Source organism: Lysinibacillus sp. NPDC093712 (assembly GCF_050280025.1).
In the GTDB taxonomy this organism is placed as follows: domain Bacteria; phylum Bacillota; class Bacilli; order Bacillales_A; family Planococcaceae; genus Lysinibacillus.
On the sequence record NZ_JBNNUU010000001.1, the window covers coordinates 1,240,865 to 1,266,713 of the forward strand.

Sequence of the window (25,849 nt, forward strand, 5' to 3'; positions counted from 1 at the left end):
ATTTTTACTCAATATTTTCTACATTTAAATATTTAGTTTCACAGTAATAGCCTTTGCCACCAACATAAACTTTTTCTATTTCATTCTTGCTATTGGTTGCTATTTTAACTAATATTTCTGAAGGCGAGTGTAAAGAATAACCTTGTTCAAATACATAGACTTCTTTTTGAACGTAGTGATGTTCATAAAGGTAGCAAGCTAATGCACCGTTGGAAGTTCCAGTCGCTGCTTCTTCATTGATGTCGTATAGTGGAGCAAAATTTCTGCATATAATTCGATTGTCATTAAAAGTAAACAGATGCATCCCTACAACATTATAATACTTGCTAATTTCTTTAATTTTTTCAAAATTAGGTTGCAGTGCATGTAATTGTGTTTCGCTTTTTATAGGAATTAAAATATCTTTTAAGCCCGTGGAGACAATTTGAATTGGGTATTTATTGTCTATGACTTGAATGTCAAAACAGTCGATGAACTCGTTTGGAGATACAACATCATAGAATATCGGTTTGTTTTGTTCCATAAATATGATGTCATCTTTTATAGTAATAGCGAGAACACCGCTGTTCGTTTCAATTGTATAGCGATTCTTGAAAAGTTTATTTAAATGCATCAGAATCGCGAAAGAGCCAATTGTGGCATGACCACATAAATCAACTTCTTCTTTTGGTGTAAAATACTCAAATTTATAATCAGCAATTTCAGATTCTGATATAAATGCGGTTTCTGCATAGCCCAGTTGTTTGGCTATTGCCATTTTTTGAGTAGTGGTCAATGTATTCTCCATAAATACTACTCCTGCTTTATTTCCGCCTTTATGATCCTTGCTAAATGCACTTGCAACATAAACGGATATTTTCATAAGACACCTTCCTTCCACACTTATAGGAAATTGTAGCATAGAAAACACGATGTATAAATGTTGTTGGAAAAATTCGCTATAAAGCAAGAAACAAACTATTTTTAGCATCGGAACTCGCCAAAAATAGTTTGTTTACAGTCTGAGCATGACTCTACATACGTCACTCTTTCTTTAATTAATTTTAAAAATTAGTTGAGGATGAATAATTTCAAAACCATCATGACTAGGACCACCCTCTAATATTTGGTGATGGTCAGCGTTCATTAGTGGTAGCCTCTACTTGAAGATTTTTATTGCTAGTACGAATGGCAAGATAAAGTCCTATTATGAGAATAATTGCAGCAAGTACATTCCAAATTACATCGTATACGATAACATTTTCTACATACCTAATCTGGTGTATCCGCATTAGCTTATGTTGAATGATGCCATCATATAATTGGAAACCACCTGCACCTAGTAACATTCCACCAACCCATCTCTTCAACCAAAACCCACTTTTACGACGAATATCTGCAAGTAAAAATAATCCTGTAATTGTAGCAAACCAACTAATTGCATGGAATATCCCATCAGAAATTAAGCCAATATCCGTTGTAGACTTATCATAAAAATGATGCCAGCGAAATAGTTGATGAAAAATAGTCTCGTCTATAAAACCTACTAGACCTATCCCAAATAGAAACCCTAACAATAAATTACGGCTTTCATAAACTTGTTTATTAAGGTCATTCCGTCCACCCTACATTTAGATTTTCGTCCTTATCATTCCCTAATTTTTATTATTTTAACCCAGCGAATAAGGCTAACACTTCTCCATTAAAGACATTATTTTTAACAATTATATCCTTACCTAGTCATCTATTGTTTCCATTAAAAAAGGGCTAGCTCTAGCCAGCTCTTTGCTTTTTTTCAGTTGGTTAAAAGGACACGACTCCAAAGGCAAAAATCAATGGAGGAGTATCACTCTTTCTTTAATGCTTGCCAATATTCAGCGCTATTAGTTCTTCGATAAAATTTATGGAAAGGTTCATTTGGGCGAGCGTATTTCTGATAAAGCCCGATAATTTGTTGTAGAAAGCCTTCTATTTTTTGTACTGAAACCCTTTTAGCAAATAGTGTACCCGCCTTTGCATTGGCCCCCATCGGCACGGCGCCTAAGTAAACATCAAAGCTATCCTTTTGATAAACGAGCCCCATATCATCATATACAGCATTATAGCAAGCCGATGCACAGCCATTAATATTTAACCGTAGTCTAGAAGGCACAGTTTCTTTCTGTAATGCTTCGTATAGTTGTTCTGTAATTTCGGCAGCCTCCATTTTATCCCCATCACAAAAATCACATGCTTTTATCGCTACGATGGGACCTTGCTTTGCAATATATAAGCCTGCTTCTTGAAGCTCATTGATAATTTCCTTCACTTTTATAGTTGGGACTGACAGAAGGATACTATAGGAAGCTGAGTATTTAATTGCGCCGCTTTCACCTACAATCTCAGCAATTTTTTGAAATTGAGCTGGTGTATAATGCTTATTGATAATACCTGGACTTACTGCAAGGCGTGTAAAATTTCCATTTGTATTTAGTTTTTCAAATGTTCGATCTGGTGTATTTGAACGAAAAGCATTCATTGTTTGTTCTCCTTATGAAAAAGAGCTAGCAAGTAGCTAGCTCTTTCGATTGTTATTTAAAAGTTTTCAAGATAAAAACCTTTTGCTAAAATTTCAATAGCCTCCGCAGCACGAACCCCTTCTGAAGCTGCTGAAAGTGGTAAAATGACAAAGCGTTCATTTTTTACAGCATCTGTTTCTTTTAATGCCGGATCACTTTTTAGGAATTTAATTTTGTCTTCTGCAGTTTGGGAACCATAATCAATAACGACAATGACTTCAGGGTTGCGTTCAACTGTTTCTTCTTTCGATACCGTTGTCCAGCCCGATTCAACATCGCCAAAAATGTTTTTACCGCCAGCAACTGTGACAAGCTCATCCATAAAGTTTTGTGCCGCTGTAAAGACTTCCTTGTCTCCACTATCGAAAACTAGAACACGTAATTCTTTTTCACCTTGTGGTAACTTTGCACGAACAGCATCAACATCCTTTGTCATCTGGTCAATTAATGCCTCTCCGCGGTCTTCAACACGGAAGATTTTTGCAATATTACGGATATCCGTAAATATATCCTCTAACGATGGTTTTGTAATACTTGAAGAAGTATGTAAATATGTGTGAATTCCAAGTGCTTCTAACTCTTCTGGTGTACCAACACCCTTTTCGCTAAAGCCACTTTTCCACCCAGCGTATAAAAAATCCGCTTCACTATCAATTACTTGTTCTTTTGTCGGGTACTGATCCGCTATCACTGGTACTTTATCGTAAGCTGCTTGTAATGGTTCATAAATTTTATCATCTAAATAGGCAGTACCAACCATTGAATCTTCTAAACCTAATGCTAACATTATTTCTGTAACGTGCTGATTTAAGCTAATTGCCTTTTTAGGAGCTTCTGTATAAACTTGTGTCGTATCGTTATTATCAATTGTTACTTCTTTTGACTCTGCTTGTGCTGGTTCAATGTTTTCACTTTGCGCAGCTGATTTTGAATCATCTTTTGCACTACAAGCGCCTAAAATGCTCAATAGTGCAATTGCAAAAACTAGCCACATGCCTTTCCATTTGTTCATGTTTGTTTCTCCTTTAGTTTGTAATTTTTCATCTTTATAGTAAGAAATCAATGACTTCTTTGCTACTGATCACGAGCACTTCTTGACGCTGCATTTCCTGGTAAAAGCATGAATTGCTGTTTAATGCTACGGTTCCTGCTCAATCTACTGCACATCAAAATGGACACAAAAAACCCTCTTGTTTCCAAGAGGGCGACATAGTGAAAAAACAATGGTTATTTAACCAATCACTATTCCCATCCTCGTGGTGTTAAGTAAAATAATATATATTGGCAGGTATCCTGGCTTAGGTTCAACGTTTATACGTCTTCCCACAGTTAAACTACAGTGACTGTGTTGTATAAACTCCCCATTTACAGTTGCGGGACAGCATCGGATTTACACCGATTTCCCTTTTAAGCAAATGATATAAACCATTTGCACCAATATATAGAAGTATTAAGTTATAAAAATAGCCTAGCAGAAGTAATTTTTGTTTTCAATCACACAAAAAAATCCATAACTAATATTTGTGAATGATTGACCACTATTCAAACATAAACGAGAACTATTCTACTCGAAATGTTTTTTGGCACTATCTGTTACAATAAGAATATAGGAAAAATAGAAATGAGGATTTTTTATGTATAGAACGATTGGTGTGCTCGCACATGTCGATGCAGGAAAGACAACCTTTTGTGAACAACTACTATTCCATACAAACAGTATTCAAACGCGTGGAAGAGTCGATCACCAAGATACTTTTTTAGATAATCATACTATCGAACAAGCTCGTGGTATTACCATTTTTGCCGAACAAGGACGGATGCAAATTGGGGATGATACATACACACTAATTGATACACCTGGGCATGTCGACTTTTCACCAGAGATGGAACGCGCAATTCGTGTAATGGATTACGCCATTATTATCGTAAGCGCTGTAGAGGGTGTACAAGGTCATACTGAAACCGTGTGGCAATTGCTACGCCAATACAACGTCCCAACCTTCTTCTTTATTAATAAGATAGATCGTGAAGGCGCTGATGTAGATGCCGTTATGAAGCAGCTTCAAAAGGAATGCTCGAACGATGTACTTTTAATAGACGACCCATTGCGTACAGATTATGTCCAGAGCCACGTTGCTGAATGGCTAGCTGAACGTGATGAACAACTACTCGATGCCTATTTGACAGAAACTCTTGATACACAAACATGCTTTTTACAGTTGCAAAAGTTGATTAAACAAGAGCAAGCATTTCCTTGCTTTACTGGTGCGGCATTAAAGGATATTGGAATAAAAGAATTTTTATCACAGCTCCCTCTACTTACGGAGACTCGATTCGACCATCAAGCACCATTTCAAGGTGAGGTATTTAAAATTCGCCATGATGGAACTCAACGGTTAACTTTTATCAAAGCATTGCAAGGAACTTTACATACACGCCAAGACTTTACATTTGGTGATGTGACTGAAAAAATAACTGAAATTCGTTTATATAATGGAAGCCGTTTTGACACAACACAAAAAGTGCAAGCAGGAGAAATTTTCGCGGTTAAGGGCCTTAGTCTAGCAAAAATCGGTGATATTTTAGGTAGTACAATACCTCCTCAGCCATATGAGCTTGTGCCTACGTTACAAGCTAAAGTACAGTATGATGGACAACAGCATATAAAGGAAGTTTTACAAGTATTCCGTTTACTTGAAGCGGAGGAACCATCGTTGCGAGTAGTTTGGCATGAGAAGTTCCAAGAAATCCATGTACATATTATGGGTGTTATTCAACTTGAAGTACTTACTGAAGTGTTAAAAAATCGCTTTTCTCTTTCTGTTACTTTTGGTGAGCCAAAAATCTTATATATGGAATCAATCGTAACGACTGTAACAGGATACGGTCATTTCGAGCCTTTAAAACATTATGCTGAGGTACACCTGTTAATGGAGCCTAATATTCGTGGAACTGGTAACACTTTTGTTAACGCTTGTCATGCTGATGATTTATCAGTTGGAAACCAACGACTAATTGAAAAACATCTATTTGAACGAGAGCATCACGGTGTTTTAACTGGCTCCCCAGTGACAGATGTATGCTTCACCCTTTTGACAGGACGTGCTCATATCAAGCATACAGAGGGTGGCGATTTTCGCGAAGCAACTTTCCGTGCACTTCGACAAGGACTGGAGCAAGCCGAAAATATATTGCTTGAACCATATTATCGCTTTAAATTGAAAGCATCGAATGATTTTATCGGTCGTATGATGAACGATATCCAGCAAGCAGATGGTACTTTTGATGACCCTCTATTAACAGAGGAACAAGTAACATTAACAGGACGTGTTCCGGTTGCAACTTTTATGCATTATAGTACTACTTTCGCTGCTTATACAAACGGCAAAGGGTCAATATCGTTACAATTTGATGGCTATGATAAATGCCATAATAGTGAAGATATAATTGCGCAAATCAATTACAATAAACAGGCAGATCCCGACTATACATCATCAAGTATTTTTTGTGCGAAAGGAAAGGGATATTCAGTACCTTGGTATGAGGCAAAAGAAGCCATGCATTGCTTGTAATTATCCGAGAAACCGCATTTTCCAAAGCATAACAGCGATTGTGAAAAGTTTATCGGTTATATAGCAAGTTTTATCGGCGATTTTAAAGGTTTTATCGGCGATTTGAATCGTTTTATCGGCGATTCAGCCAGTTTTTATGGCGATTTTAAAAGTTATCGGCAAAATTTTACGATAAAAAATGACAGAAGGCATCGAGAACATCTCGATGCCTTTTATATTAATCCTATAAAGCTTTTTTCGCTTTCACAACAAAGTTATTCGCTGATTCTACAATTACGTAACCATTACTATTCGAAAAATCAACAAGAACCGAACCAGGTTTACTCTTTAAAATTTGTAATTGCTCAATTAATTGGAGCAATAATTGATGTCCATTGCCTCTTGGATGCCAATTTAAATGATAATCATTTAATTCTTTAACACTTTGTAGAAATTGAGCATATTCGCACTCTACATACTTTATTAAATGTACTATTTTATTACTATCTTGATTTGTATGAACTACTAACGACAACTCTTCTAAATAAGTGTGATAGAAACGCATAACCATCGAGCATAGCAAATCATTGACTCTTGCAGCACTTAAGATGGGCTTTGGCTCTAAATCTAGCCTATCTAAATTTGGTTTAGCTCGAATCGAATCAATACGTGTTATTAAATGATACGTCTCCCCATTTACCTCATAAACGATTGGATTTGTTGGCATGTACATCATAAAGCCATTCTTTTTTGTTTTCAGCTCATCCGCCACACTTGCTTTAGCAAAAAGGCACCCTTCATACACATCATTTTGAATCCAAATGATGTCTTTGTTATAAAAAATTTGATTAAATAAACGTTCGTTCTGAATAAGGCCTGTTGCTAAAAACTGGTCAACAAGTGCTTCAATGACCATTCTCGTTTTTGGCTGCTTGGCAACTTCAATGCGCGGCAATTTACAAATCTTCATATCTCCATATTGCTTTTCCTGTGTTGTACAAACATGAATCTTCATCATACGTGCACCTCGTTTCGTACATATTTTCAAAACAAATGTTTCGATTACATAAAAAGACGGATTTCCTGCTAAATAAGAGGAAATCCGTCGTTACGGCTAATCATTATCATTCATCAAGCAACATCAAACATTGCACCAATGGGAGAGATTTGGCTCGATGCCGTATCCCTTTATATCCTTTGGTTTTTATCGTTTGACGTACTGTGACGAACAGAACATTCTGTTTTGTCAACATGCCACCTCCTATTCCTCGTAGGTTATTGGTGTGTACTTGTAACAGGCAGGTCTCCTGACTTATGATCATTGCTTCTTTTCACCTTCCCGTCATTGACAGTGGTCTTCGAAAAGTCGCTAACATTTACAGTTGCGGGACAGTGTCGGACTTACACCGACTTCCCTTTTCAGTAAATTGCACGCAATTTACACCTATTACTACACGCTATTCAGTTGTGATAACTTATAGTAAACTCACTAGTATACTATTAAATAGTATTGTAAAGTAATGGAATTTCAAAGTCAAACAACTGTATAAAGTATCTATTGTCTACAACTGCTTAAAAACGAAATATCATTCACATTCCATCGCTTGAAATAGCTTTTGTGCATAGCTATCGGTGAAATTAAATCCACCTTGTTCCTTGTACTGTTCATCGACAATTTCGCCAGCTTTCATTACATATATCCGTTCACTCAAATAAGAAACTGCTTTTAAATCATGAGAAATAAATAAAATCGCCATGTTTCTTTCTTTATTTAACGTAATTAATAAATCGATAATTTCCCGCTGAATTAGACGATCCAAGCTAGAAACAATTTCATCGCATACTATCAATTTTGGTTCTACTAGAATAGAGCGTAATAAATTTACTCTTTGCTTCTCCCCACCACTAAGTTCAGAGGGCAGAGCATGTAATACATCGTTTGACAACTTGACCTTCTGAAGCATCGTTTGTATATAGGTATCCGTTACGAATTTCTGATGCTGCAATGGCTCCCTTAATTGTTCCTTTACCGTCCACATAGGGTTTAAAGCATTACTTGCATTTTGGAAGATAATTTGGCATTTTTCGTAAAAGGACTTTCGATTGTTCTTTGTGATTTGTTGATTTTGAAAATTCACGGTCCCTTTATCAGGTGATTCTAACTGCATAATGATTTTGGCTAAAGTACTTTTACCGCTTCCACTTTCTCCTACAAGTCCGACGATTTCGCCTTCTCCTACAGTAAGGTTTATATTTGCTAACACTTGCTGTCCTGTTCGATAGCTTTTATTTACGTTTTCTACCCGAAGCAACTAAAACGCCTCCTAAAAATGATTTGTGACAAGCCGTTTTGTATACGGATGTTTTGGTTGCTCAAAAATTTCTGTCGCTTGCCCCTTCTCGACAATCTCTCCATCTTTCATTACAACAATCGTATCCGCTAGTGAAACTGCAACCCCTAAATCATGGGTAATCAATATTATAGTTGTTCCCAGTTGAGCATGAAGATTTTTTAGTAATGCCATGAATAGTTGTTGATGCAGCATATCTAGTGCAGAAGTTGGTTCATCAGCTATCAATATGTCTGGCTTATTATACAATGCACAGGCAAGCATACAACGTTGCAGCATACCACCTGACAACTCAAATGGATAGCAATCTAATACATCTTCGGTCAAGTTTAATTCCTTTAATATAGCGGTCATTTTAGGAAGAAACATCTCTTTCTCCTCACCCATTCGTAAGGCAGTAAACATATACAATTGTTGTTTCATTTTTTGGGTAGGAGAAAAGCTATTTGTAGCATCTTGAAAAATGGTAAAAATATGTTTTGTCCGTAACAGTAAACTATCTTTTTTTGACATCGTCATTATATTTTTCCCATTAAAGTAAACTGCCCCTGTCGCCTCAGCCTGTGGAGGGAGCATTCCTAAAATTGCTGATACGGTTGTGCTTTTCCCACTCCCACTTTCACCAATAACTGCTGTAATTTGGCCTTTTGGCACTGTTAACGAGATGTTGTGGATGAGATTTTTATTGTTCACTCGAACAGTTAAATTGTCGATTTTAAACATGGGATCGTTCTCCTCCTTGTTTGAAAGTGCTCCCGATTGCTTGCACACATAATATCGTCACAAAAATCATAAACCCAGGAAAAAGCCCGATCCACCAAGCACCAACGAGTAAATCATTTTGCGCTGTATACAGCATCGTTCCCCATGATGGGATGGCTGGCGGCACACCGATACCTAAAAAGCTTAAAGACACTTCGGTAAAAATCGCACCAGCAAAATTAAATATCGTCACGACAAAGATAGCTGGCAAACTATTACGTAATAAATGACTAAATATTATTTTCCACAAAGGGGTACGGAACATTTTAGCCATCTGAACAAATTCCATTTCCTTTAAACGAATAAACTCTGAGCGCACGATTCGAGCTGTAACAAACCAGCCTGTGAATCCGATAATCATTGCCATTCGCCAAACACTGCCTTGCATAATTGCTTGCAGGGCAAGCACAATTACTAAGGATGGGACCGTTAAAAAAGCCTCCAAAATGCGCATCATTATTACATCGACGGCACCACCAACAAAACCGCTTATACCACCGTAAATAATGCCTACAATGCTAGAAATTACGACTGACACAATGGCGATGAAAAGTGTAACTTTCCCACCAACTAGTATTCGTGATAAAACATCTCTGCCTAGCTGATCTGTACCGAGTAAATGTGTAAGATTAGGTGCTTCATAAATCTGATTCATATCCATTGCATTTGGCTCAAAAGGTGCCAACAGTGAGGAGAAGATGGTTGTTCCTAATATTATGCAAAGAAGTGCAAGCAAAAATAGTGGCATCTTCCGTCGTTTTCTCATACTATTTTCCCTCTTCTCAATCTAGGGTTGATGCAAATCATTAAAACGTCGATTACAAATAAGCAAATGACCACCACAACACCAATAATTAAAATGGCTCCCATAAGTACAGGAAAATCTTTTACCATAACTGATTTCACTAGCAGTGATCCTAAACCGGACCAGCCAAAGAGTGTTTCAACTACTATGGAACCACCAAAGAATGAAGGAATCGTCACACCAATATAATTGATATACGGAATAACAGAATTCCGTAGTATGAGGTTTCTTATTTGTCGGTCTGGTACTCCATTAGCACGCGCAACTTGGACATAATAACTACGATTCTCTGCCTTAACACTGTCCTGTAAAAAACGTGCGAATATGCCCACATGAGAAATTACTAAAACAATTAGAGGGAGCACCATATGGTTTAAACGATCAAGCCAACCTCCATTGCCACGCACATCATTCATACCTGAAGAAGGAAACCAACCAAGCTGTACCGAAAAAATTATTATACAGACAATACCTAGCCAAAATGGAGGAATCGCAGAGCTTGCAATACTAAAAACCGATAATCCTCGATCCAATAAAGAACCTTCTTTCATTCCTGCCCGTAATCCTAGCCAAGTAGAGACAATTGTAACGATGAATAATGTGAGTGCCACCAACTGTAATGTGTTGGGTAAACGTTCTAATAAAATCGTTATTACTGGTCTACCTTCTTTTGCAGAATAGCCTAAATTCCCTTTTACCGCTTCACCTAGCCAAGTGCCATATTGAAGAAGAACTGGCCTATCTAAGCCAAACGCTTTTTCTATTCGTTCTTGCTCAGCTGCTGTTAATGTTTGAGCATTGCCTCCATAATACGCCGCCGCCGGATTGCCAGGTGCAGCATGCATAATGAAAAAAGAGAGGAAGCTCACGATAATGAGGACAATTGTCCCCATTATCACTCGCTTCCCGATCCACTTAGCGATCATTCCATTTCCACTCCTCGACATTCCATAAGAAGCCGGCGCCGTGATGACCTAAAATACGCTCTTTCACACCACTAATATTTTTATTAATGCCATAAACAGCATCAACATAGGCAAAATAAGCGAACGGTGGATCTTCTGCTAGCTCCTCTTGTAATGCCTTATAGACTTCCTTGCGTTTTTCAGGATCGACAGTTGTTCTTCCTTCTTCTAGCAAAGCATCTACTTTTGCATTTGCATAGCTACCATAATTGTAGCCAGCACTTGTTACGCTAGATTCGCCAGAATAGAATAAACTGTACGTATGGTGGTCGGCATCATATGGACTTCCCCAACCAACCATGAACGCTTGTGTTTCTTCAATAACGATATTGCTCCAATCAAGTGCCGCTACTTCAACATCTGCTCCTATTTCTTTATAGCCTTGCGCTACATAATTAGCCATATTGACACGAACTGTATCTGTGATCGGTGCAGTAATAGTAAAGGCGAGCTTGTTACCGTCTTTATAGCGGAATCCATCATCTGCTAATATCCAGCCTGATTTTTCTAATAATTCATTTGCTTTTTCAACATCAAAAGTATAATGTTCAATATTTTCGTTTACATAGGCATGCTTTTGTAGGGGCGAATACGCTTCTTTCCCATAACCATGTAAAATACCTTTGACGATGCCAGCTCGATCTGTACCGTAGCTTATCGCTTTTCGAACATTGACATCCTTCCAAAGTGGATACTTCATATTAAATAACACGCCACGATAATCGGCTGATTCAACTTCATACATTTTTAACTGCTCTACTTTTGAAAGTTCTTCAACCTGATTCGGATCAAGTAAGGCAATATCTACCTCACCCGATTTTAGTTGTAATGCACGAACATTACTATCCGGAATAAATTTAAAAATGACTTTTTCAATGGATGCTTTTGTTCCGAAGAAAGATGGATATGCTTTAAGCGTTAAGCTAGTCCCTTTATCCCATTGCTCCACCATATAAGGTCCAGCACCAATAGGTTCTTGGTTAAACGTAGCCGTTCTCATCTCTTGACCTTCAAAGACATGCTTCGGCAAAATTGGCACTGTTAACTTATCTAACATCGGCGTAAATGGTTCATCCAATTCGATTGTCATCGTTGTGTCATTTGCTTTTTGCATCGCTTTAACATGGATAAAATCTGACTTTAAATAAGACCCATTCGCATCATCAAGAATACTGTTAATAGTAAACATTACATCATCTACTGTTAATACTTGCCCATCATGAAATGTCACATCATCACGAATCATGATCGTATAAGTTAACAGGTCATCCGATATGTCAACGCTTTTGGCAATATCATATACTGGTACATTATGTTCATCAAAGCGCATAAGACCTCTAAAAAGTAATGCATCTAAATTCGTTTCCTCTAAAATGGGATTTAACCCTGCAAATTCGGATTCAGATGCATAAATAAGCTCATTTGCTTTTGAAGAGGAAGCAGCGGATGGCTGTTTTTCCTCGCCTTGACTAGACTCATTACTACAGCCAGCAAGACTAAGTATGAATAATAAAATAAATACTGAAAACTTTTTCAATTTTCTATCTCCTTCATCACTACAGTAATTTAAAGTATTGTTGCCACATGTTCAAACATACGATTGATTTCTTTGTGGAGTGTTCGCTGCTCTTTTGAAAGCCATCTACAATGGATTGCATGATCTGTTAGTTTTGTAACACTTGCCTGAATTGAACTCTCCTGTTGGATCATTTCCTGTAATTCTCGAATATTGAGATTCTCAACTTGTGGAGATACAATCCATAACGAACCGATATAATATGCCATCTCTAACAGACCAATCGTAGAAAGGTTCATTTCCTGAGGTTTAAAATGGAATGAATCAAATGCAATTAGAGCTTCCTCAACAAATATTTTGTATTTGGATTGGAAGGATTGATAATCAAAGATTTCTCCTCGCATTTCTCGACCTGGTGCAATAATTTCACCCCATATTAATGTAGAGCTTTCTGCCATGCGAATCGTTGTATCCACCTGAAATTTCGCTCGTTCAAAAGGAATGGTCACCTCAGGTAGCCATTCTAATCTTGCCCCTTCTGCAATTTCAACCGTAATTTCCTGTGTGCATCGTTCACCAGTGTGAGAAGGATAAATTTTTAGAGCGGATTGTTGTTTTAATTTTACTTGACTATCTGGTGCAAGTTTTACAGAGATTTCATTTCGATCACCAGCTACCATGCCACCAGATGATTCCATTATAAAAACGGTGGCAGTTGGCTTATTGTCAGCATACAATTCTCGGCTTGCCTTCAATGGCGGCTGCTGATATACATGAACAAGTCGTGTATATCCCCTTCTTGGCTCAAATGCCATCTCTAATTTGCCATAATGATTCACTTTTCCTTGATTAAGCATTCACGTCAGCTGCTTCGGCGCCTTCAAGTAACATGTGATGCTGAATCCATTCAACAACCTTGTCGACATTTGTTTGTGAACGAACGTCTGCAAAAATATATGGACGTCCAGCACGCATTTTTTTCACATCCTGGTCCATGATCTCTAGGTCTACACCAACATGCGGTGCCAGTGATGTTTTGTTGATTAGCAGTAAATCCGAACGTGTTAATGCAGGTCCACCTTTACGAGGTATATCCTGTCCTTCAGCCACATCAATTACGTAAATATAGCCATGAACAAGTTCTGGGCTAAATGTAGCCGATAAATTATCCCCACCACTTTCAATGAAAATAATATCTAAATCTTCAAAGCGTTTGTTCAAGTCATCAATGGCAGAGAAGTTCATCGAGGCATCTTCACGAATAGCTGTATGTGGGCATCCACCTGTTTCTACACCGATAATACGGTCCTCTTCTAGAACACCATTTGTAATTAAATATTGGGCATCCTCTCTTGTATAAATATCATTTGTGATTACTGCCACATTATATTTTTCATGCATTGCACGTGTTAATTGATCTACTAAAGATGTTTTCCCAGAGCCAACTGGGCCACCTATACCAATTCGAATTGGAGTCATTTATATCCACTCTCTTTCTATGAAATAAATAATCTTGAAAATAAAAATTCATGTTTCATCGATGCTAGTTCAATACCTATAGCATTATTAGAGAGATCATCTATCGTTAAGGTCATGACCTTTTCCGCAGCTTCCTCTATAAAGACAAGAAGTTTATTTAATGCTTGTACACCTGTATTTTGTCCGAACGGCACAGCGCGAACAGCATTTTGTACTAATCCGCTAATGGATGCATACATATAAGTCATCACTGCATGATAGACATCTACACCGAGTGCTTCACTATAAATCGCATAAAGTACTGCGTAATGGCCTTGCACTTCTTCTTTGGCTATCTTTTCTTGCCATTGCATTAATAAAGGGCTGTCCATAAGAGGTGCCACTGTTCGGATAAATTGCTTGCCAACATTGAGACTAGCATCTCTCGATTCTTTTGCTAGTTTGATAGCTCCGCAAAGTTCGTCTAACTCTATGAGACGAGCACAATTGCTTTCTTTTGCTGCATGGAACGCATCCTGAATAATTAAGGCGTCACCATTCACTAAATTATGAAATAAATACGATTTACAATAATTTATTAATTGTTCCTTTGTGCGAATAACATCTTCCTGAATATACGTTTCCATCCCATATGAATGCGTATAAGAGCCTATTGGAAATGCAGAATCATGGATTTGTAATAGGCGCAATAATGAAAAATCAGTGAGCGTGCCCACGGTATTTGAATGGTTGTTTAAAACGTCGTTCTGTCGTTTCATAGTGCACTCCTATTTCATCTAATAATGGGTTAATCGTATGATCAGCTCGTACGATGATTTCATTATGTTCAATTAAGCAAGGTGTATGGCGATTGCCTAATTCAAATGCAGATTTTCCCATCTCATACATATCTTTCGGTGAAATGACGATAACTGGTTCGAGTTTTGTACGAATCGCAATGCGACGGCTATCATCCTCAAATAATAAGTCACCATATTGTAATGGCTCGTCACCTTCTAAACGTAAAGCAATATCCGTGCCTTTATCTGTCTCTGTTCGAAGGATACGTTTGCTTAATTCTTCCCACTCAAGCTCTATCCACTCTGTTGTTTTATGTGAATGTTCTTCTTCATTAGCAATATTGCCGATAATTTTTTCAATTAACATCTATGTTGCACCTCTTTATCAATTTTTTAACTGTTCCTCTGTTACTGTTACACACTCTCTATTTTTTTCTTAAAATAAGAAATATCGTTGTGCCATTGGCAAAACATCCACTGGTTCACATGTAGCTAATTCACCATCAATTTTCACTTCGTATGTTTCAGGATTAACATCAATTTTCGGTGTAGCATGATTAAGCTTCATATCAGCTTTACTAATATTTCGGCAATTTTTCACTGTCCCTATCATACGTTTTAAGCCTAATTTTTCCGGCAACCCTTCCTCTACTGCAATATTTGGTAAAAATGTCATGCCACAATTTTGAGGGCCTTGTCCATAAAAGCCAAACGTCCGACGTCCTTTCATAGGCTGCGGTGTAGGAATTGACGCATTTGGATCACCTGTAATACCGTAAACTGCAATACCACTTTTTATGACAACTTCTGCTTTGACGCCAAAGAACGCTGGATCCCAAAGTACGATGTCCGCTAGCTTACCTTCTTCTAATGACCCTACTTCATGGCTAATTCCATGTGCTATTGCTGGGTTAATATTGAGCTTAGCCATATAGCGCTTAACGCGGTAATTATCGTGGTCTTTTCCTTCATCCTGCGGTAAAGCACCACGCTGTTTCTTCATTTTGTCTGCCGTTTGGAACGTTCGTATTGTCACTTCACCAACACGACCCATCGCCTGTGAATCGGAAGACATAATGCTTAAAATCCCTAAATCTTGCATAATATCTTCTGCAGCAATCGTTTCTGGTCGAATTCGAGAATCGGCAAACGCCACGTCTTCTGGTACATCATGCTTCAAGTGATGACACACCATTAACATATCTAAATGCTCATCAATCGTATTCGTTGTAAACGGCTTTGTTGGATTGGTAGATGCTGGCAATATATTAGGTAATGATGCCATTACTAATTGGTCTGGTGCATGTCCACCACCTGCACCTTCCGTATGGAAAATGTGAATTACACGACCATCAATAGCATTAATCGTATCTTCTACGAATCCAGCTTCATTTAATGTATCTGAATGTAATGCCACCTGAATATCATACTCATCAGCAACTGTTAAACTTTGATCAAGTGCTGCAGGTGTTGCACCCCAGTCCTCATGTATTTTCATACCAATTGCCCCAGCACGAACTTGCTCAATGATTGGCTCAGGATCAGATGCACTACCTTTGCCAAGTAATCCGATGTTTATTGGAAAACCTTCTACAGCTTGTAGCATGCGATGTAGATGCCATTCACCAGCAGTTAAGCTTGTCGCCTTAGAACCAGCTGCAGGACCTGTACCTCCACCAATAAAAGTTGTTGTCCCCGCTAATAATGCTGTTTCCACTTGATCCGGACTAATGAAATGAATATGCGTGTCGATAGCACCAGCCGTTGCGATAAGACCTTCACCTGCATAAACCTCAGTGCCAACGCCAATAATCATATCTTGGTCAACGCCGTCCATACTGTTCGGATTACCTGCTTTGCCAATGCCAATAATACGCCCATCTTTTATACCGATATCCGCTTTCACAATACCCGTATAATCAATGATCATGACGTTCGTTATTACAGTGTCAAGCACTCCTTCATTTCGCGTATTCTTTCCGTTTTGTCCCATAGAGACACGCAATGATTTACCACCACCAAATACGCCTTCATCCCCGTACGTTGTATAGTCTTTCTCGATTTCAATCCATAAATCTGTATCGGCAAGCCGAACCTTATCCCCAACTGTTGGACCAAACATTTTCGCGTAAGCTTCATGTGTTACCTTCATTTTTCTTCCGCTCCTTTAAAACCACCTTCAATTGCCTTATCTAATATTTCATCCTTATGGTGAGTAGAGCCTTCCGTAAGCATGTTCAATCCAAAAACATGCTGTTTGCCCCCAAACTCAACAAGCTCCACTTCTTTTTCTTCCCCAGGTTCAAATCGAACTGCTGTGCCTGATGGAATATGAAGATGCATTCCGATGGCATCTTCTCGGTTAAACTCTAGAAATCTATTGACTTCAATAAAATGAAAATGGGAGCCTACTTGTATCGGACGGTCTCCTGTATTCGAAACAAGTACTTTTTTTGTTGCTCTTCCTACATTTATTTCGATAACATCATTTTTTGGTCTGATTTCTCCAGGAATCATCATCAATTCCTCCTTTACTGAATTGGACGGTGTACAGTAACAAGCTTTGTTCCGTCTGGGAATGTACACTCTACTTGCACATCGGAAATCATATCACTCACACCTTCCATAACATCTTCTGCGGTTAGAACGTGTTTCGCTTCACTCATCAATTGTGCAACTGTTTTTCCATCTCTAGCACCTTCCATAATAAAACTACTAATAAGTGCTACAGCCTCGGGATAATTTAATTTTAATCCACGCGCTTTTCTTTTCAGCGCAAGTTCTCCTGCCACATGGAGGAGAAGTTTTTCTTGTTCTACTTGTGATAGCTTCAATCCAATCTCTCTCTTTCCAAAATTCAGAATTATCTTTCTATAATGATTCTTGATATAATTCATGCTTTCAATTTTCTTGCAATTTAGTTTTACATACAGTTTGTTTTTTCATATTATTTATGATTTCGCTGGGATTTGCGAAGGCTATAGAAATGACATGTTGACCCGGCGAATGCGGGTTGCAATAGTTGAAGTGTGTTAGAAGAGGTAACAGTTAGTCCATTATAAGAAACTATATTAAAAAATTCAACATTTTTATTTATCTGTGAACTTACAAGTTTTCTGAATAAAAAGCAAAAAAAAGAGACTATTTCGCAAAAATAAATTACTTTTGCGAAATAGCCTTCTATGTTCGTATATAGCAACATATAATAAATTATATTAAAAAACTTATTATTTTATTCTAAAGAAGCATTTATTGACTGCATATATCCCTCTTGCTAGAGTTAAATTACTTGAAATCGATTTGTAACCTTTTGCAAGTCATCAGCCTGAATCGTTAACTCCTGAGAAACTTGATTGACTGCTTGCATAGAGGCCGTTTGCTCATCCATAGATTGTAACACAGCTTCCGTATAGTTAGATAATTTATCCATGCCACCCGCAATATTGGTTACTAATGCGGCTACACCATTTGCACTTCCAGACAATTGTTTTGCTGTAGTTGAAATATCTTCGAGTTGATTAGTCATTTGGCTCACATGATTTGAAATGTTACCAAAAGATTTTGTCGCCTCATCAATAACATAAACTCCTTGTTGGACATTTTTTAAATCTTCCTCAACAGCTACAGCTACTTGCTTCGTATCACTTTCAATGCCTACTACTAGGTCAACAATTTGCGTAGCAGAATGTTTGGATTGCTCCGCTAAATGACGAACTTCCTCTGCAACTACAGCAAAGCCTTTACCATGCTCACCAGCACGTGCAGCTTCTATCGCAGCATTCAACGCAAGTAAATTCGTTTGATCGGTAATCGTTGTAATCATTTCTGTCATAGCTTTAATATCTGTCATTTTATTTGTTAATTGTTGCATTAATCCACTCGTTTTATCTGTAGAAGATGAAATAAATTCCATTTGTTTTTTCGCTACATGCAATATTTCTGCTCCGTTTCCTGCTATATCATTCGCTTCTTTAGCATGGTCGTAAACACCTTGCGTTGCAGTTGTAATATGTTCAATTCCTTCCACTGTTTGCTGCATGGCAATAGCACTATCATTAGCAGATTGTGCTGCTTGTTTTAGACCAGTTGACGTTTTCTCCATTTGATGGTCAACCTCTTTTACAGCTATTGTAATTTCATTTGTACTTGCTGAAAGTTCCTCTATGCTTGCAGATAAATCTGTCGAGCTGTTCGCAATTGTTTGCGTCATCGTACGAAGTTGTTCTTTCATCTCAAGAAAGGCTTTAGCTAGCTCTGATATCTCACTATTGTCATGTGTAGCAATTATAACTGAATCAAATTCCCCTGCTGTAATCGCTTTCGCAGCATTTGATAATTGGTTAATCGGTAGAATTACTTTATATTTGACATAGAACATATAAGACAAAGTAATCGATATACCAATGATTGTTAAAATTGTTGAAATCCAAGCTAATGATGTTAAATTTGCCAAATCAATAATTAATACAATAATCATAATTAAATTTAAAACAGAAAAACCGATAATGCTTTTTCTTCGCAAACTCATACTAATTTCCCCTAACTATAATATTACTATAATACCATTATTATAGTTTATTTCTTCCAATATTCACAGAAAAACGCCTACTTTTTATGTAAGGGAAAAGAATAAAAAAGATAAGGGCATTTAATTTCTACATACGCGTTTGGAAAAGACACTGTTTTTAATGCCCTTCAAAAGAATTAGAAAAGACAGAAGGCATCAAGAGTCACTCCTGATGCCTTCTGTCGACACTCTAAGTACTAAACACATAGCAAAGTACTTATTAAAAAATTATTTTAATTTCATCATACTAGAACCAGCGATACCTGGGTGTGTCATTTCATATGGATCTAAAATTAAATCTAATTGTTCTTTCGTTAAAACACCCGATTCAATACAAAGCTCACGAATTGAACGACCTGAAAGAATCGCTTCACGCGCAAGACGTGCTGCTACTTCATAGCCAATATGTGGGTTCACTGCAGTTAGGACACCAACACTTTTCTCTACATACTCTTTCATGCGCTCTTCATTTGCTTCAATATCTTTTAAGCAGTTTTCTGTAAATGCACGGAAAACATTATTCATAATGCTAATAGATTGAATCAAGTTAAAGACAAGCACAGGTTCCATAACATTTAACTCTAATTGGCCAGCTTCAGATGCTAAAGAAATCGTATGGTCATTACCAATTACTTGGAATGCAACTTGGTTAAGCACCTCTGGCATAACAGGGTTAACTTTACCAGGCATAATGGAAGACCCAGGTTGGCGTGCTGGTAAAATGATTTCACCTAAACCTGCACGTGGACCAGATGCCATTAAACGTAAGTCATTAGCAATTTTAGACATATTAATCATACAAATTTTAAGTGCACCGGACACTTCAGTATATGCATCTGTATTTTGCGTAGCATCTACTAAATGTGTAGCACCTTTTAATGGCAAGCCAGAAATTTCAGCAAGATGTTCATCTACAGATTTAATGTAATCTGGGAATGCATTCAACCCTGTACCAACAGCAGTTGCACCCATATTTACATCATATAAGTTTGGACGTGTTTGTCGAACACGGATAATATCACGGTTAATTACACGGCAATATGCTTCAAACTCTTGTCCTAAGCGAATCGGTACAGCATCTTGTAAATGCGTACGTCCCATTTTAATGACATGGGCAAATTGCTCTGCTTTTTGATGGAATACAGCTTGCATATTTTCCATTGTAACAAGAAGTTCATCTATTAAATTTAAAACAGCGATATGAATAGCTGTTGGGAAGGCATCATTTGTTGATTGTGACATATTAACATGACTATTTGGGCTAATCGTTTGGTATTCACCTTTTGCTTTACCCAAAATTTCAAGTGCACGGTTCGCAATAACTTCGTTAGCATTCATATTAATAGAAGTGCCTGCACCACCTTGGATTGGGTCTACAAGAAACTCTGCATCCCATTTACCATCGATGACTTCTTGTGCAGCCTCGACAATTGCCTCTCCAATCTCTTTTGATAATAGGTGTACTTCCATATTACCTAGTGCAGCAGCTTTCTTAACTATTCCCATTGCTTTTATAAGGGCTGGATGAATTGTGTAACCTGTAATCGGGAAGTTTTCTGTTGCGCGAAGCGTTTGAATCCCATAATAAGCTTCTGCTGGTAATACTCGTTCACCTAAAAAATCTTTTTCTATACGTTGTGTGGACATTATTGTCGTCTCCTTTGAAGTAATACTCACACTGATAGTAGCTAATAAATGCCGTCTTGTAAACAGTCAGTTCAACATAAATCGAAAGTTTTTTTCAATTTTGCCGATAATCAACAAAAACCGAGCGCAATTCGCACGCTCGGTAGCATTATTATTTCGTTGAAGAAACAGTAAAACGTTTATTACGATTTTGCGGATTTTCAATTTCATCTAAAACGGCAATGGCAAAATCACTGTAGCTGACATAACTTTCACCCGAGGCATTTATGAGTAGATGATCATTTCCTGTAATATAGTGCCCTGTTCGTGGACCTTCTGGATCAAACATTGCAGAAGGACTTAAAAATGTCCACGTAATACTAGATGCTTGTAAATCAGTTAAGTTTTCACCTTGATTTTTTGCGGTTGCAAAAAACATTTCCGGAAAATCTGGTGTATCCATAACACGAACTGTTTTCTCTGGATCAACAAATAAGCTTCCTGCTCCACCGACAACAAATAATTTTGTTGCAATGCCTTTGAAAATATCAATCAAATGACGTCCTACTCTCACATGTAACTCCTCTTGTCCGAAAGGCGCTCCAAATGCATTAACAACAACATCAAAGTCCTTCATGTCCTGTTGTGTTAATTCCAATACATCCTTCTCAATCACTTTAATGTCTTCTGTTACTTTAGAAGCTGAACGAACGATGGCAGTAACTTCATGGCCACGTTGCAATGCTTCCTCAACTATTTTTTGTCCCGCTTTCCCTGTTGCTCCAATAACGCCTATTTTCATTTTAAATTCCTCCTTAATTGAATTGTAACCATTTCAGTTACAGGTTAATCGCAGTAAGACCGACCTCGTTTTACATTAACGAAGTTGATCTAGCACATCTTGTAACGTTTGTGCTTGTAACTGTTTTTCCATTGCATGCCAAACATCGATATAAACGGCTTCTAACGTGTGCTGAATTTTCCGACCTACCGCACATGCTGGATTTGGCTCATCATGAATTGCAAAAAGTTGCTCAGGTCCTTCAATCGCACGATATATGGTCAATAAAGACAAATCCTTTGGTTTAATAACGAGTCCATAGCCTGCAATTCCTGACTGCGATGTTAACAAACCAGCTCTTTTTAATACGCCAATCATACGTCGCACGACTACTGGATTTGTATTGACACTACCAGCAATATAATCCGATGTTAGCTGACTTTTATCAGATGTTGTTGCAATGAGCGAAAGTATATGGATTGCGACCGAAAATCGACTGTTCACCATATGAATCACCACCTGTTGTAACTATTATAGTTACAGGTTAAGATAATCACAAGTTTTTTGCTCTTACCTTAGCCTGTTCATTTTAAATGTACACAATACATGTTGAAAAATCTAACATGTACCCCTCTATATTTTTGACACATAAATAACGAGCTCTTGTTGGATTTGCCCATTTTCTTCATAAAAATCTAAGTTATGAAATTCATATTTAAAATGGCCAACAGGAAACGTTACGCTCTCCCCTTGAGCTGCAGCGAGTATACCAGCCACATCATGTGACACTATATGTAAAAGTTCCATCCCTGAAATCGTTTCAATAAAAAATACGTTCATTTAAAAACACCTCCTTAGCCATTATAGCTTAGAAGGTGCTTGGATTTATAGCGTTTATTTAATACTAATTAAGTTGAGTCTCTATACTCGCCTCGGGAAGGTTTTTATTAAAATATTACTTTTGCATGTGTCGTAGCTTCTGTAAATTTACTGGATTGACTCGCAGAAACCCCAAACGACAATGGGTAAAAATTAATAGTCGGAAAAATTTGCCAGTAAGATTCTTGGTGCAAATATTTACCAAACGCATCTATTTGAGTGGGAATTGTAGAAGTTAATCTATCTACTGTAAAATATGAAAATGCAGATAAAGATAGCACTTTTTCACTATGACATGCATAAGATTTCACAACATCATCAGGTAAATCAATGCTCAAAGGGTAACCAGTTGGACCTTTTGTCCAAGCATTACTGCTGCTTGAATAAGTAGTTACTAAATGTTTCGTTTTATTACATGAATGTCTTACAGACCAACTTTGCTGTCCGTATTGTGAACCAGGAGATGGAGCCCAGAAGGCACTGTTAATACTTGTCCCTATTACATCTATTTTTCTATTTTTAGGCATAATATGCCATGTAATGGCTGTTTTTACTCGATATTTTTTCTTTGCTTCTAAAGCTACTATAGTTGTTGTAACTGTTTTATATGAAGTTGTACTTTTGTCAATATCTTTTTTATTAAGGGCATTCCTTGTTACAAAAGATTTATTTGAAAAAAAGCCACTATTTTGTTTCTCTTCTTGTAATTGAACTTCCTTAAAATAAGTCTCCTCATCAAGTTCGATAATTAAATTGATTAAATCTTCCTCATTAAAAATATCATTTTCTATCACTTTTAAAAATTTTGTACTAGTTGCAACAACTTCTCCATCTATTTCTAAATTTTTATTTATTTCTTCTGGGAGCATGTTTAATATTTCTTCTTGAGTAAAACCAAGAGACTCAAGATGTTCCACTTGCTCTGCATTTAAATTAGAAGCTTTCACTTGAATTTCTCCCAAATTAAATCCTATGAAAATAATCATAATAAAGATAAAAAACAATTTTTTCATATTGGTTTCCTCCTTGTTTTTTTTCATAATTTAATGATAAATTAAAAAAAAAATCAGTAAAAGTATTTTCTATAAAAAGGAGGATATTTAGTATGAAAATCAAATTATTATTAATTGTAATATGCACATTTTCACCATTACTATTATTAGGACTTTTCATTTACGGAAATGCTTATTATAACGACTATCATCTAACATCATCCGAAACGACTGTGAAAGATTTTATAGAGGAATTTATCGACAGTAGCATACAAATAATGCATTTTGAACGAATAGAAGAAACAAATATGTGGTTAGTACAATTGAAAATTAACGATAGTCAATATGGTCATGCACGTTTTAATAAAGGTTGGAATGGTAAACTTAAATTTATTTATTTAGCAACAGATCCCTCAGAAACCTATCGACAATATAAAACAAATAAAGGCAACTATGGCACACTATATGTACACGAATTAGACAGCAATGTTACCAAAATTAAATTGACAAACTTAATGAATTTTGAAAAAGAAATTGAAGTTGATACATCCGCACCATTTATGAAAACATTTAAACTACCTCCTAATGCAGAGGATACGTTTCCTGCAATTTTTACTTTTTATGATAAAAACGGAGAAGTCATTTCTTATTAATTTAATACACTTGCTATTTATTACTAAATAGTTTTAGAAAAACAAGTTTTTTTCATACTTGTCTACTTGAAATTTTATGTATATAACCTTGCGCATATAGAAGGCGCTTACATTTCAAACTATTTATAGCCATTCAGCCGTATTTCTTCAACTATTTGCATCATTTTCACTATTTGTTCTTGCGATAATGTTGTTGATATATGTGGACTATCGTGTTGAACCTGTTGCTTTCTAAGCAACGAAGCTTCTCCTTGTTTATTTTCCTTCAACCGAAGAAACTTCGCATTTCTTGGTGTTTGAAGCAACAATCTTTCTTTCAACACAGCCACCCCTAAACATTTTATTAGAAAATATCCCTATTAATACCATTAACACTATAATAGACGTGCCATTACTTAACCATCCGACTTCTTTCCTATTTCTTAAAACAGATTGCTCGTTTTAGTATTTCTAATCAAAAGAGCAGCAACCATTTTGGTTGCTGCTCTCTTCTTTTATACCGCAATTGGTGCTTTAATTGCTGGATGTGGGTTGTAGCCCTCGATGGAAAGATCCTCAAGTTCTATTTCGAAAATTGACGTTTTATCTGCGTTTATTTTCAAGGTTGGTAGTTCCCGTGGCTCACGAGAGAGCTGTTCTTTCACTTGCTCTATGTGATTTGCATAAATATGCGCATCGCCAATACTGTGAATAAATTCGCCAACTTCAAGTCCACATTCATGGGCAATTAAATGTGTTAGTAATGCATAGGATGCAATATTGAATGGACACCCGAGCAGCGTATCAAGGCTTCTTTGCATTAATTGGCAGCTTAACTTACCTTTTGCTACATAAAATTGGAACATCACATGACAAGGTGGCAAAGCAGCTTTACTCCCCTTTGCACCTGCATTAATGACATCTTCTGGGTTCCAAGCATTCACAATAATGCGACGTGAATCTGGATTATGTTTAATTTGGTGGATAACGTCTTGTAATTGATCAAGACTTTCCCCATTTGATGTTGTCCAATTACGCCATTGCTTGCCATAGACATTGCCAAGATCACCGTATTTCTTTGCAAAACCATCATCATTGACAATGCGGTCACAAAACGATGTCAGCTCAGCTTGATATAACGCATTAAACGCTTCGTCTGTTAGACAACGACGACCGAAATCAGTCATATCAGGGCCACGATATTCATCGGATTCTACCCATTTTTTAAAAGCCCATTCGTCCCATATATGATTATTATTTTGTAATAAGTAGCGAATATTAGTATCGCCTTTAATAAACCAAAGAAGCTCGCTTGCTACAAGTTTAAATGGCACTCGCTTTGTCGTTAAAAGTGGAAAACCCTTACTTAAATCAAAGCGCATTTGATAGCCAAAGACGCTATATGTACCTGTTCCGGTACGGTCGTCCCTTTTAACACCATTTTCTAATATATGTTGTAGTAAATTTAAATACGCAGTTTCTGGATGCGTCAATTTGTCACCAGCTCCTTCAAATATGCTGTTGAACATTATACCATCTAATGTTAGCAAATGGACGCCCAAATACAAAATCAAACTACAATTCAACATCTACATTAGAATCTGCTGTAATTTCGTTTTGTCCTTTT

Annotated in this window: 27 protein-coding genes and 2 riboswitches; of the genes, 2 read left to right on the forward strand and 25 right to left on the reverse strand. The window is 37.1% G+C overall.

Going from position 1 to position 25,849, the window contains the following annotated elements; all coding sequences use genetic code 11:
- Positions 1-4: 4 nt before the first annotated feature.
- The 4 genes from ACQKNX_RS06455 to ACQKNX_RS06470 all read right to left on the reverse strand — a co-directional run bounded on the left by ACQKNX_RS06455 (position 5) and on the right by ACQKNX_RS06470 (position 3,549).
- Positions 5-862, reverse strand: a complete 858-nt coding sequence (locus tag ACQKNX_RS06455; protein WP_427428115.1) for a PhzF family phenazine biosynthesis protein — start codon at positions 860-862, stop codon at positions 5-7.
- A 253-nt stretch (positions 863-1,115) separates the two neighbouring features.
- Positions 1,116-1,556, reverse strand: a complete 441-nt coding sequence (locus ACQKNX_RS06460; RefSeq protein ID WP_427428116.1) for a DUF2243 domain-containing protein — start codon at positions 1,554-1,556, stop codon at positions 1,116-1,118.
- A 269-nt stretch (positions 1,557-1,825) separates the two neighbouring features.
- The gene (locus ACQKNX_RS06465; RefSeq protein WP_427428117.1) at positions 1,826-2,497 is read right to left on the reverse strand and encodes a precorrin-3B methylase; all 672 of its coding nucleotides are present in this window, start codon (positions 2,495-2,497) and stop codon (positions 1,826-1,828) included.
- Between the two features lie 56 nt (positions 2,498-2,553).
- Complete coding sequence (locus tag ACQKNX_RS06470) at positions 2,554-3,549, reverse strand: ABC transporter substrate-binding protein (RefSeq protein ID WP_427428118.1); 996 nt, start codon at positions 3,547-3,549, stop codon at positions 2,554-2,556.
- A gap of 254 nt (positions 3,550-3,803) precedes the next feature.
- Positions 3,804-3,991: riboswitch (cobalamin riboswitch) on the reverse strand.
- Between the two features lie 180 nt (positions 3,992-4,171).
- On the opposite strand from ACQKNX_RS06470, the gene ACQKNX_RS06475 reads away from it, so the two are divergent.
- Positions 4,172-6,109 (forward strand): GTP-binding protein, encoded by a 1,938-nt coding sequence (locus ACQKNX_RS06475; RefSeq protein WP_427428119.1) that lies wholly within the window; start codon positions 4,172-4,174, stop codon positions 6,107-6,109.
- A gap of 223 nt (positions 6,110-6,332) precedes the next feature.
- On the opposite strand, the gene ACQKNX_RS06480 is transcribed toward ACQKNX_RS06475, so the two are convergent.
- The 19 genes from ACQKNX_RS06480 to ACQKNX_RS06570 all read right to left on the reverse strand — a co-directional run bounded on the left by ACQKNX_RS06480 (position 6,333) and on the right by ACQKNX_RS06570 (position 23,611).
- A complete protein-coding gene (locus tag ACQKNX_RS06480) occupies positions 6,333-7,106 on the reverse strand; it encodes a hypothetical protein (RefSeq protein ID WP_427428120.1) in 774 nt (257 codons plus the stop codon).
- A gap of 262 nt (positions 7,107-7,368) precedes the next feature.
- Positions 7,369-7,551: riboswitch (cobalamin riboswitch) on the reverse strand.
- A 123-nt stretch (positions 7,552-7,674) separates the two neighbouring features.
- Positions 7,675-8,400: a dipeptide/oligopeptide/nickel ABC transporter ATP-binding protein gene (locus ACQKNX_RS06485; protein ID WP_427428121.1), complete on the reverse strand. Its 726-nt coding sequence runs from the start codon at positions 8,398-8,400 to the stop codon at positions 7,675-7,677.
- Between the two features lie 12 nt (positions 8,401-8,412).
- A complete protein-coding gene (locus ACQKNX_RS06490) occupies positions 8,413-9,162 on the reverse strand; it encodes an ATP-binding cassette domain-containing protein (protein WP_427428122.1) in 750 nt (249 codons plus the stop codon).
- Positions 9,155-9,967, reverse strand: a complete 813-nt coding sequence (locus tag ACQKNX_RS06495; RefSeq protein ID WP_427428123.1) for an ABC transporter permease — start codon at positions 9,965-9,967, stop codon at positions 9,155-9,157. The genes ACQKNX_RS06490 and ACQKNX_RS06495 overlap by 8 nt, the downstream gene beginning before the upstream one ends.
- The gene (locus ACQKNX_RS06500; RefSeq protein ID WP_427428124.1) at positions 9,964-10,932 is read right to left on the reverse strand and encodes an ABC transporter permease; all 969 of its coding nucleotides are present in this window, start codon (positions 10,930-10,932) and stop codon (positions 9,964-9,966) included. The genes ACQKNX_RS06495 and ACQKNX_RS06500 overlap by 4 nt, the downstream gene beginning before the upstream one ends.
- Complete coding sequence (locus tag ACQKNX_RS06505) at positions 10,922-12,508, reverse strand: ABC transporter substrate-binding protein (RefSeq protein ID WP_427428125.1); 1,587 nt, start codon at positions 12,506-12,508, stop codon at positions 10,922-10,924. Before ACQKNX_RS06505 ends, ACQKNX_RS06500 begins: the two co-directional genes overlap by 11 nt.
- Positions 12,509-12,537: 29 nt before the next feature.
- Positions 12,538-13,344 carry an urease accessory protein UreD gene (locus tag ACQKNX_RS06510; protein ID WP_427428126.1) on the reverse strand — a complete coding sequence of 269 codons (807 nt, stop codon included), beginning with the start codon at positions 13,342-13,344 and terminating at the stop codon, positions 12,538-12,540.
- On the reverse strand, positions 13,337-13,966 hold the full coding sequence (gene ureG, locus ACQKNX_RS06515) for an urease accessory protein UreG (protein WP_401011906.1): 630 nt from the start codon (positions 13,964-13,966) through the stop codon (positions 13,337-13,339). Before ureG ends, ACQKNX_RS06510 begins: the two co-directional genes overlap by 8 nt.
- Before the next feature lie 17 nt (positions 13,967-13,983).
- Positions 13,984-14,724, reverse strand: coding sequence for an urease accessory protein UreF (locus ACQKNX_RS06520; protein ID WP_427428127.1), 741 nt, complete (start codon positions 14,722-14,724; stop codon positions 13,984-13,986).
- Positions 14,666-15,112, reverse strand: coding sequence for an urease accessory protein UreE (locus ACQKNX_RS06525; protein WP_427428128.1), 447 nt, complete (start codon positions 15,110-15,112; stop codon positions 14,666-14,668). Before ACQKNX_RS06525 ends, ACQKNX_RS06520 begins: the two co-directional genes overlap by 59 nt.
- A 69-nt stretch (positions 15,113-15,181) precedes the next feature.
- Positions 15,182-16,897, reverse strand: a complete 1,716-nt coding sequence (gene ureC, locus ACQKNX_RS06530) for an urease subunit alpha (protein WP_427428129.1) — start codon at positions 16,895-16,897, stop codon at positions 15,182-15,184.
- Positions 16,894-17,262: an urease subunit beta gene (locus ACQKNX_RS06535; protein ID WP_403051187.1), complete on the reverse strand. Its 369-nt coding sequence runs from the start codon at positions 17,260-17,262 to the stop codon at positions 16,894-16,896. Before ACQKNX_RS06535 ends, ureC begins: the two co-directional genes overlap by 4 nt.
- A 14-nt stretch (positions 17,263-17,276) precedes the next feature.
- On the reverse strand, positions 17,277-17,579 hold the full coding sequence (gene ureA, locus ACQKNX_RS06540) for an urease subunit gamma (protein ID WP_427428130.1): 303 nt from the start codon (positions 17,577-17,579) through the stop codon (positions 17,277-17,279).
- 446 nt (positions 17,580-18,025) lie between these two features.
- The gene (locus tag ACQKNX_RS06545) at positions 18,026-19,273 is read right to left on the reverse strand and encodes a methyl-accepting chemotaxis protein (RefSeq protein ID WP_427428131.1); all 1,248 of its coding nucleotides are present in this window, start codon (positions 19,271-19,273) and stop codon (positions 18,026-18,028) included.
- Between the two features lie 267 nt (positions 19,274-19,540).
- Entirely contained in the window at positions 19,541-20,959 is a 1,419-nt protein-coding gene (gene aspA, locus ACQKNX_RS06550) for an aspartate ammonia-lyase (protein ID WP_427428132.1), read from the reverse strand.
- A 151-nt stretch (positions 20,960-21,110) separates the two neighbouring features.
- Positions 21,111-21,740 (reverse strand): NAD(P)-dependent oxidoreductase, encoded by a 630-nt coding sequence (locus ACQKNX_RS06555; protein ID WP_427428133.1) that lies wholly within the window; start codon positions 21,738-21,740, stop codon positions 21,111-21,113.
- Positions 21,741-21,815: 75 nt separating this feature from the next.
- The gene (locus ACQKNX_RS06560) at positions 21,816-22,226 is read right to left on the reverse strand and encodes an Rrf2 family transcriptional regulator (RefSeq protein ID WP_427428134.1); all 411 of its coding nucleotides are present in this window, start codon (positions 22,224-22,226) and stop codon (positions 21,816-21,818) included.
- Between the two features lie 126 nt (positions 22,227-22,352).
- On the reverse strand, positions 22,353-22,559 hold the full coding sequence (locus ACQKNX_RS06565) for a thymidylate synthase (RefSeq protein ID WP_172771652.1): 207 nt from the start codon (positions 22,557-22,559) through the stop codon (positions 22,353-22,355).
- Between the two features lie 107 nt (positions 22,560-22,666).
- On the reverse strand, positions 22,667-23,611 hold the full coding sequence (locus ACQKNX_RS06570; RefSeq protein WP_427428135.1) for a hypothetical protein: 945 nt from the start codon (positions 23,609-23,611) through the stop codon (positions 22,667-22,669).
- A 92-nt stretch (positions 23,612-23,703) separates the two neighbouring features.
- Here ACQKNX_RS06570 and ACQKNX_RS06575 point away from each other — a divergent pair, with 92 nt between their 5' ends.
- Entirely contained in the window at positions 23,704-24,243 is a 540-nt protein-coding gene (locus tag ACQKNX_RS06575; RefSeq protein WP_427428136.1) for a hypothetical protein, read from the forward strand.
- Positions 24,244-24,362: 119 nt separating this feature from the next.
- On the opposite strand, the gene ACQKNX_RS06580 is transcribed toward ACQKNX_RS06575, so the two are convergent.
- Together ACQKNX_RS06580 and ACQKNX_RS06585 are read right to left on the reverse strand one after the other, a co-directional pair.
- Entirely contained in the window at positions 24,363-24,563 is a 201-nt protein-coding gene (locus tag ACQKNX_RS06580; protein WP_427428137.1) for a hypothetical protein, read from the reverse strand.
- Positions 24,564-24,737: 174 nt separating this feature from the next.
- On the reverse strand, positions 24,738-25,715 hold the full coding sequence (locus ACQKNX_RS06585; protein WP_427428138.1) for a thymidylate synthase: 978 nt from the start codon (positions 25,713-25,715) through the stop codon (positions 24,738-24,740).
- Between the last annotated feature and the right edge of the window lie 134 nt (positions 25,716-25,849).

What these genes read in the sequence shown, in the direction of transcription:
- ACQKNX_RS06490 (WP_427428122.1), bottom strand. Translation starts at nt 9,162, where the DNA reads ATGTTTAAAATCGACAATTTAACTGTTCGAGTGAACAATAAAAATCTC.
- ACQKNX_RS06470 (WP_427428118.1), bottom strand. Translation starts at nt 3,549, where the DNA reads ATGAACAAATGGAAAGGCATGTGGCTAGTTTTTGCAATTGCACTATTG.
- ACQKNX_RS06455 (WP_427428115.1), bottom strand. Translation starts at nt 862, where the DNA reads ATGAAAATATCCGTTTATGTTGCAAGTGCATTTAGCAAGGATCATAAA.
- ACQKNX_RS06545 (WP_427428131.1), bottom strand. Translation starts at nt 19,273, where the DNA reads ATGAGTTTGCGAAGAAAAAGCATTATCGGTTTTTCTGTTTTAAATTTA.
- ACQKNX_RS06465 (WP_427428117.1), bottom strand. Translation starts at nt 2,497, where the DNA reads ATGAATGCTTTTCGTTCAAATACACCAGATCGAACATTTGAAAAACTA.
- ACQKNX_RS06575 (WP_427428136.1), top strand. Translation starts at nt 23,704, where the DNA reads ATGAAAATCAAATTATTATTAATTGTAATATGCACATTTTCACCATTA.
- ACQKNX_RS06475 (WP_427428119.1), top strand. Translation starts at nt 4,172, where the DNA reads ATGTATAGAACGATTGGTGTGCTCGCACATGTCGATGCAGGAAAGACA.
- ACQKNX_RS06535 (WP_403051187.1), bottom strand. Translation starts at nt 17,262, where the DNA reads ATGATTCCTGGAGAAATCAGACCAAAAAATGATGTTATCGAAATAAAT.
- ACQKNX_RS06570 (WP_427428135.1), bottom strand. Translation starts at nt 23,611, where the DNA reads ATGAAAAAATTGTTTTTTATCTTTATTATGATTATTTTCATAGGATTT.
- ACQKNX_RS06565 (WP_172771652.1), bottom strand. Translation starts at nt 22,559, where the DNA reads ATGAACGTATTTTTTATTGAAACGATTTCAGGGATGGAACTTTTACAT.
- ACQKNX_RS06510 (WP_427428126.1), bottom strand. Translation starts at nt 13,344, where the DNA reads ATGCTTAATCAAGGAAAAGTGAATCATTATGGCAAATTAGAGATGGCA.
- ureC (WP_427428129.1), bottom strand. Translation starts at nt 16,897, where the DNA reads ATGAAGGTAACACATGAAGCTTACGCGAAAATGTTTGGTCCAACAGTT.
- ureG (WP_401011906.1), bottom strand. Translation starts at nt 13,966, where the DNA reads ATGACTCCAATTCGAATTGGTATAGGTGGCCCAGTTGGCTCTGGGAAA.
- ACQKNX_RS06495 (WP_427428123.1), bottom strand. Translation starts at nt 9,967, where the DNA reads ATGAGAAAACGACGGAAGATGCCACTATTTTTGCTTGCACTTCTTTGC.
- ACQKNX_RS06520 (WP_427428127.1), bottom strand. Translation starts at nt 14,724, where the DNA reads ATGAAACGACAGAACGACGTTTTAAACAACCATTCAAATACCGTGGGC.
- aspA (WP_427428132.1), bottom strand. Translation starts at nt 20,959, where the DNA reads ATGTCCACACAACGTATAGAAAAAGATTTTTTAGGTGAACGAGTATTA.
- ACQKNX_RS06525 (WP_427428128.1), bottom strand. Translation starts at nt 15,112, where the DNA reads ATGTTAATTGAAAAAATTATCGGCAATATTGCTAATGAAGAAGAACAT.
- ACQKNX_RS06560 (WP_427428134.1), bottom strand. Translation starts at nt 22,226, where the DNA reads ATGGTGAACAGTCGATTTTCGGTCGCAATCCATATACTTTCGCTCATT.
- ACQKNX_RS06555 (WP_427428133.1), bottom strand. Translation starts at nt 21,740, where the DNA reads ATGAAAATAGGCGTTATTGGAGCAACAGGGAAAGCGGGACAAAAAATA.
- ACQKNX_RS06500 (WP_427428124.1), bottom strand. Translation starts at nt 10,932, where the DNA reads ATGATCGCTAAGTGGATCGGGAAGCGAGTGATAATGGGGACAATTGTC.
- ACQKNX_RS06480 (WP_427428120.1), bottom strand. Translation starts at nt 7,106, where the DNA reads ATGATGAAGATTCATGTTTGTACAACACAGGAAAAGCAATATGGAGAT.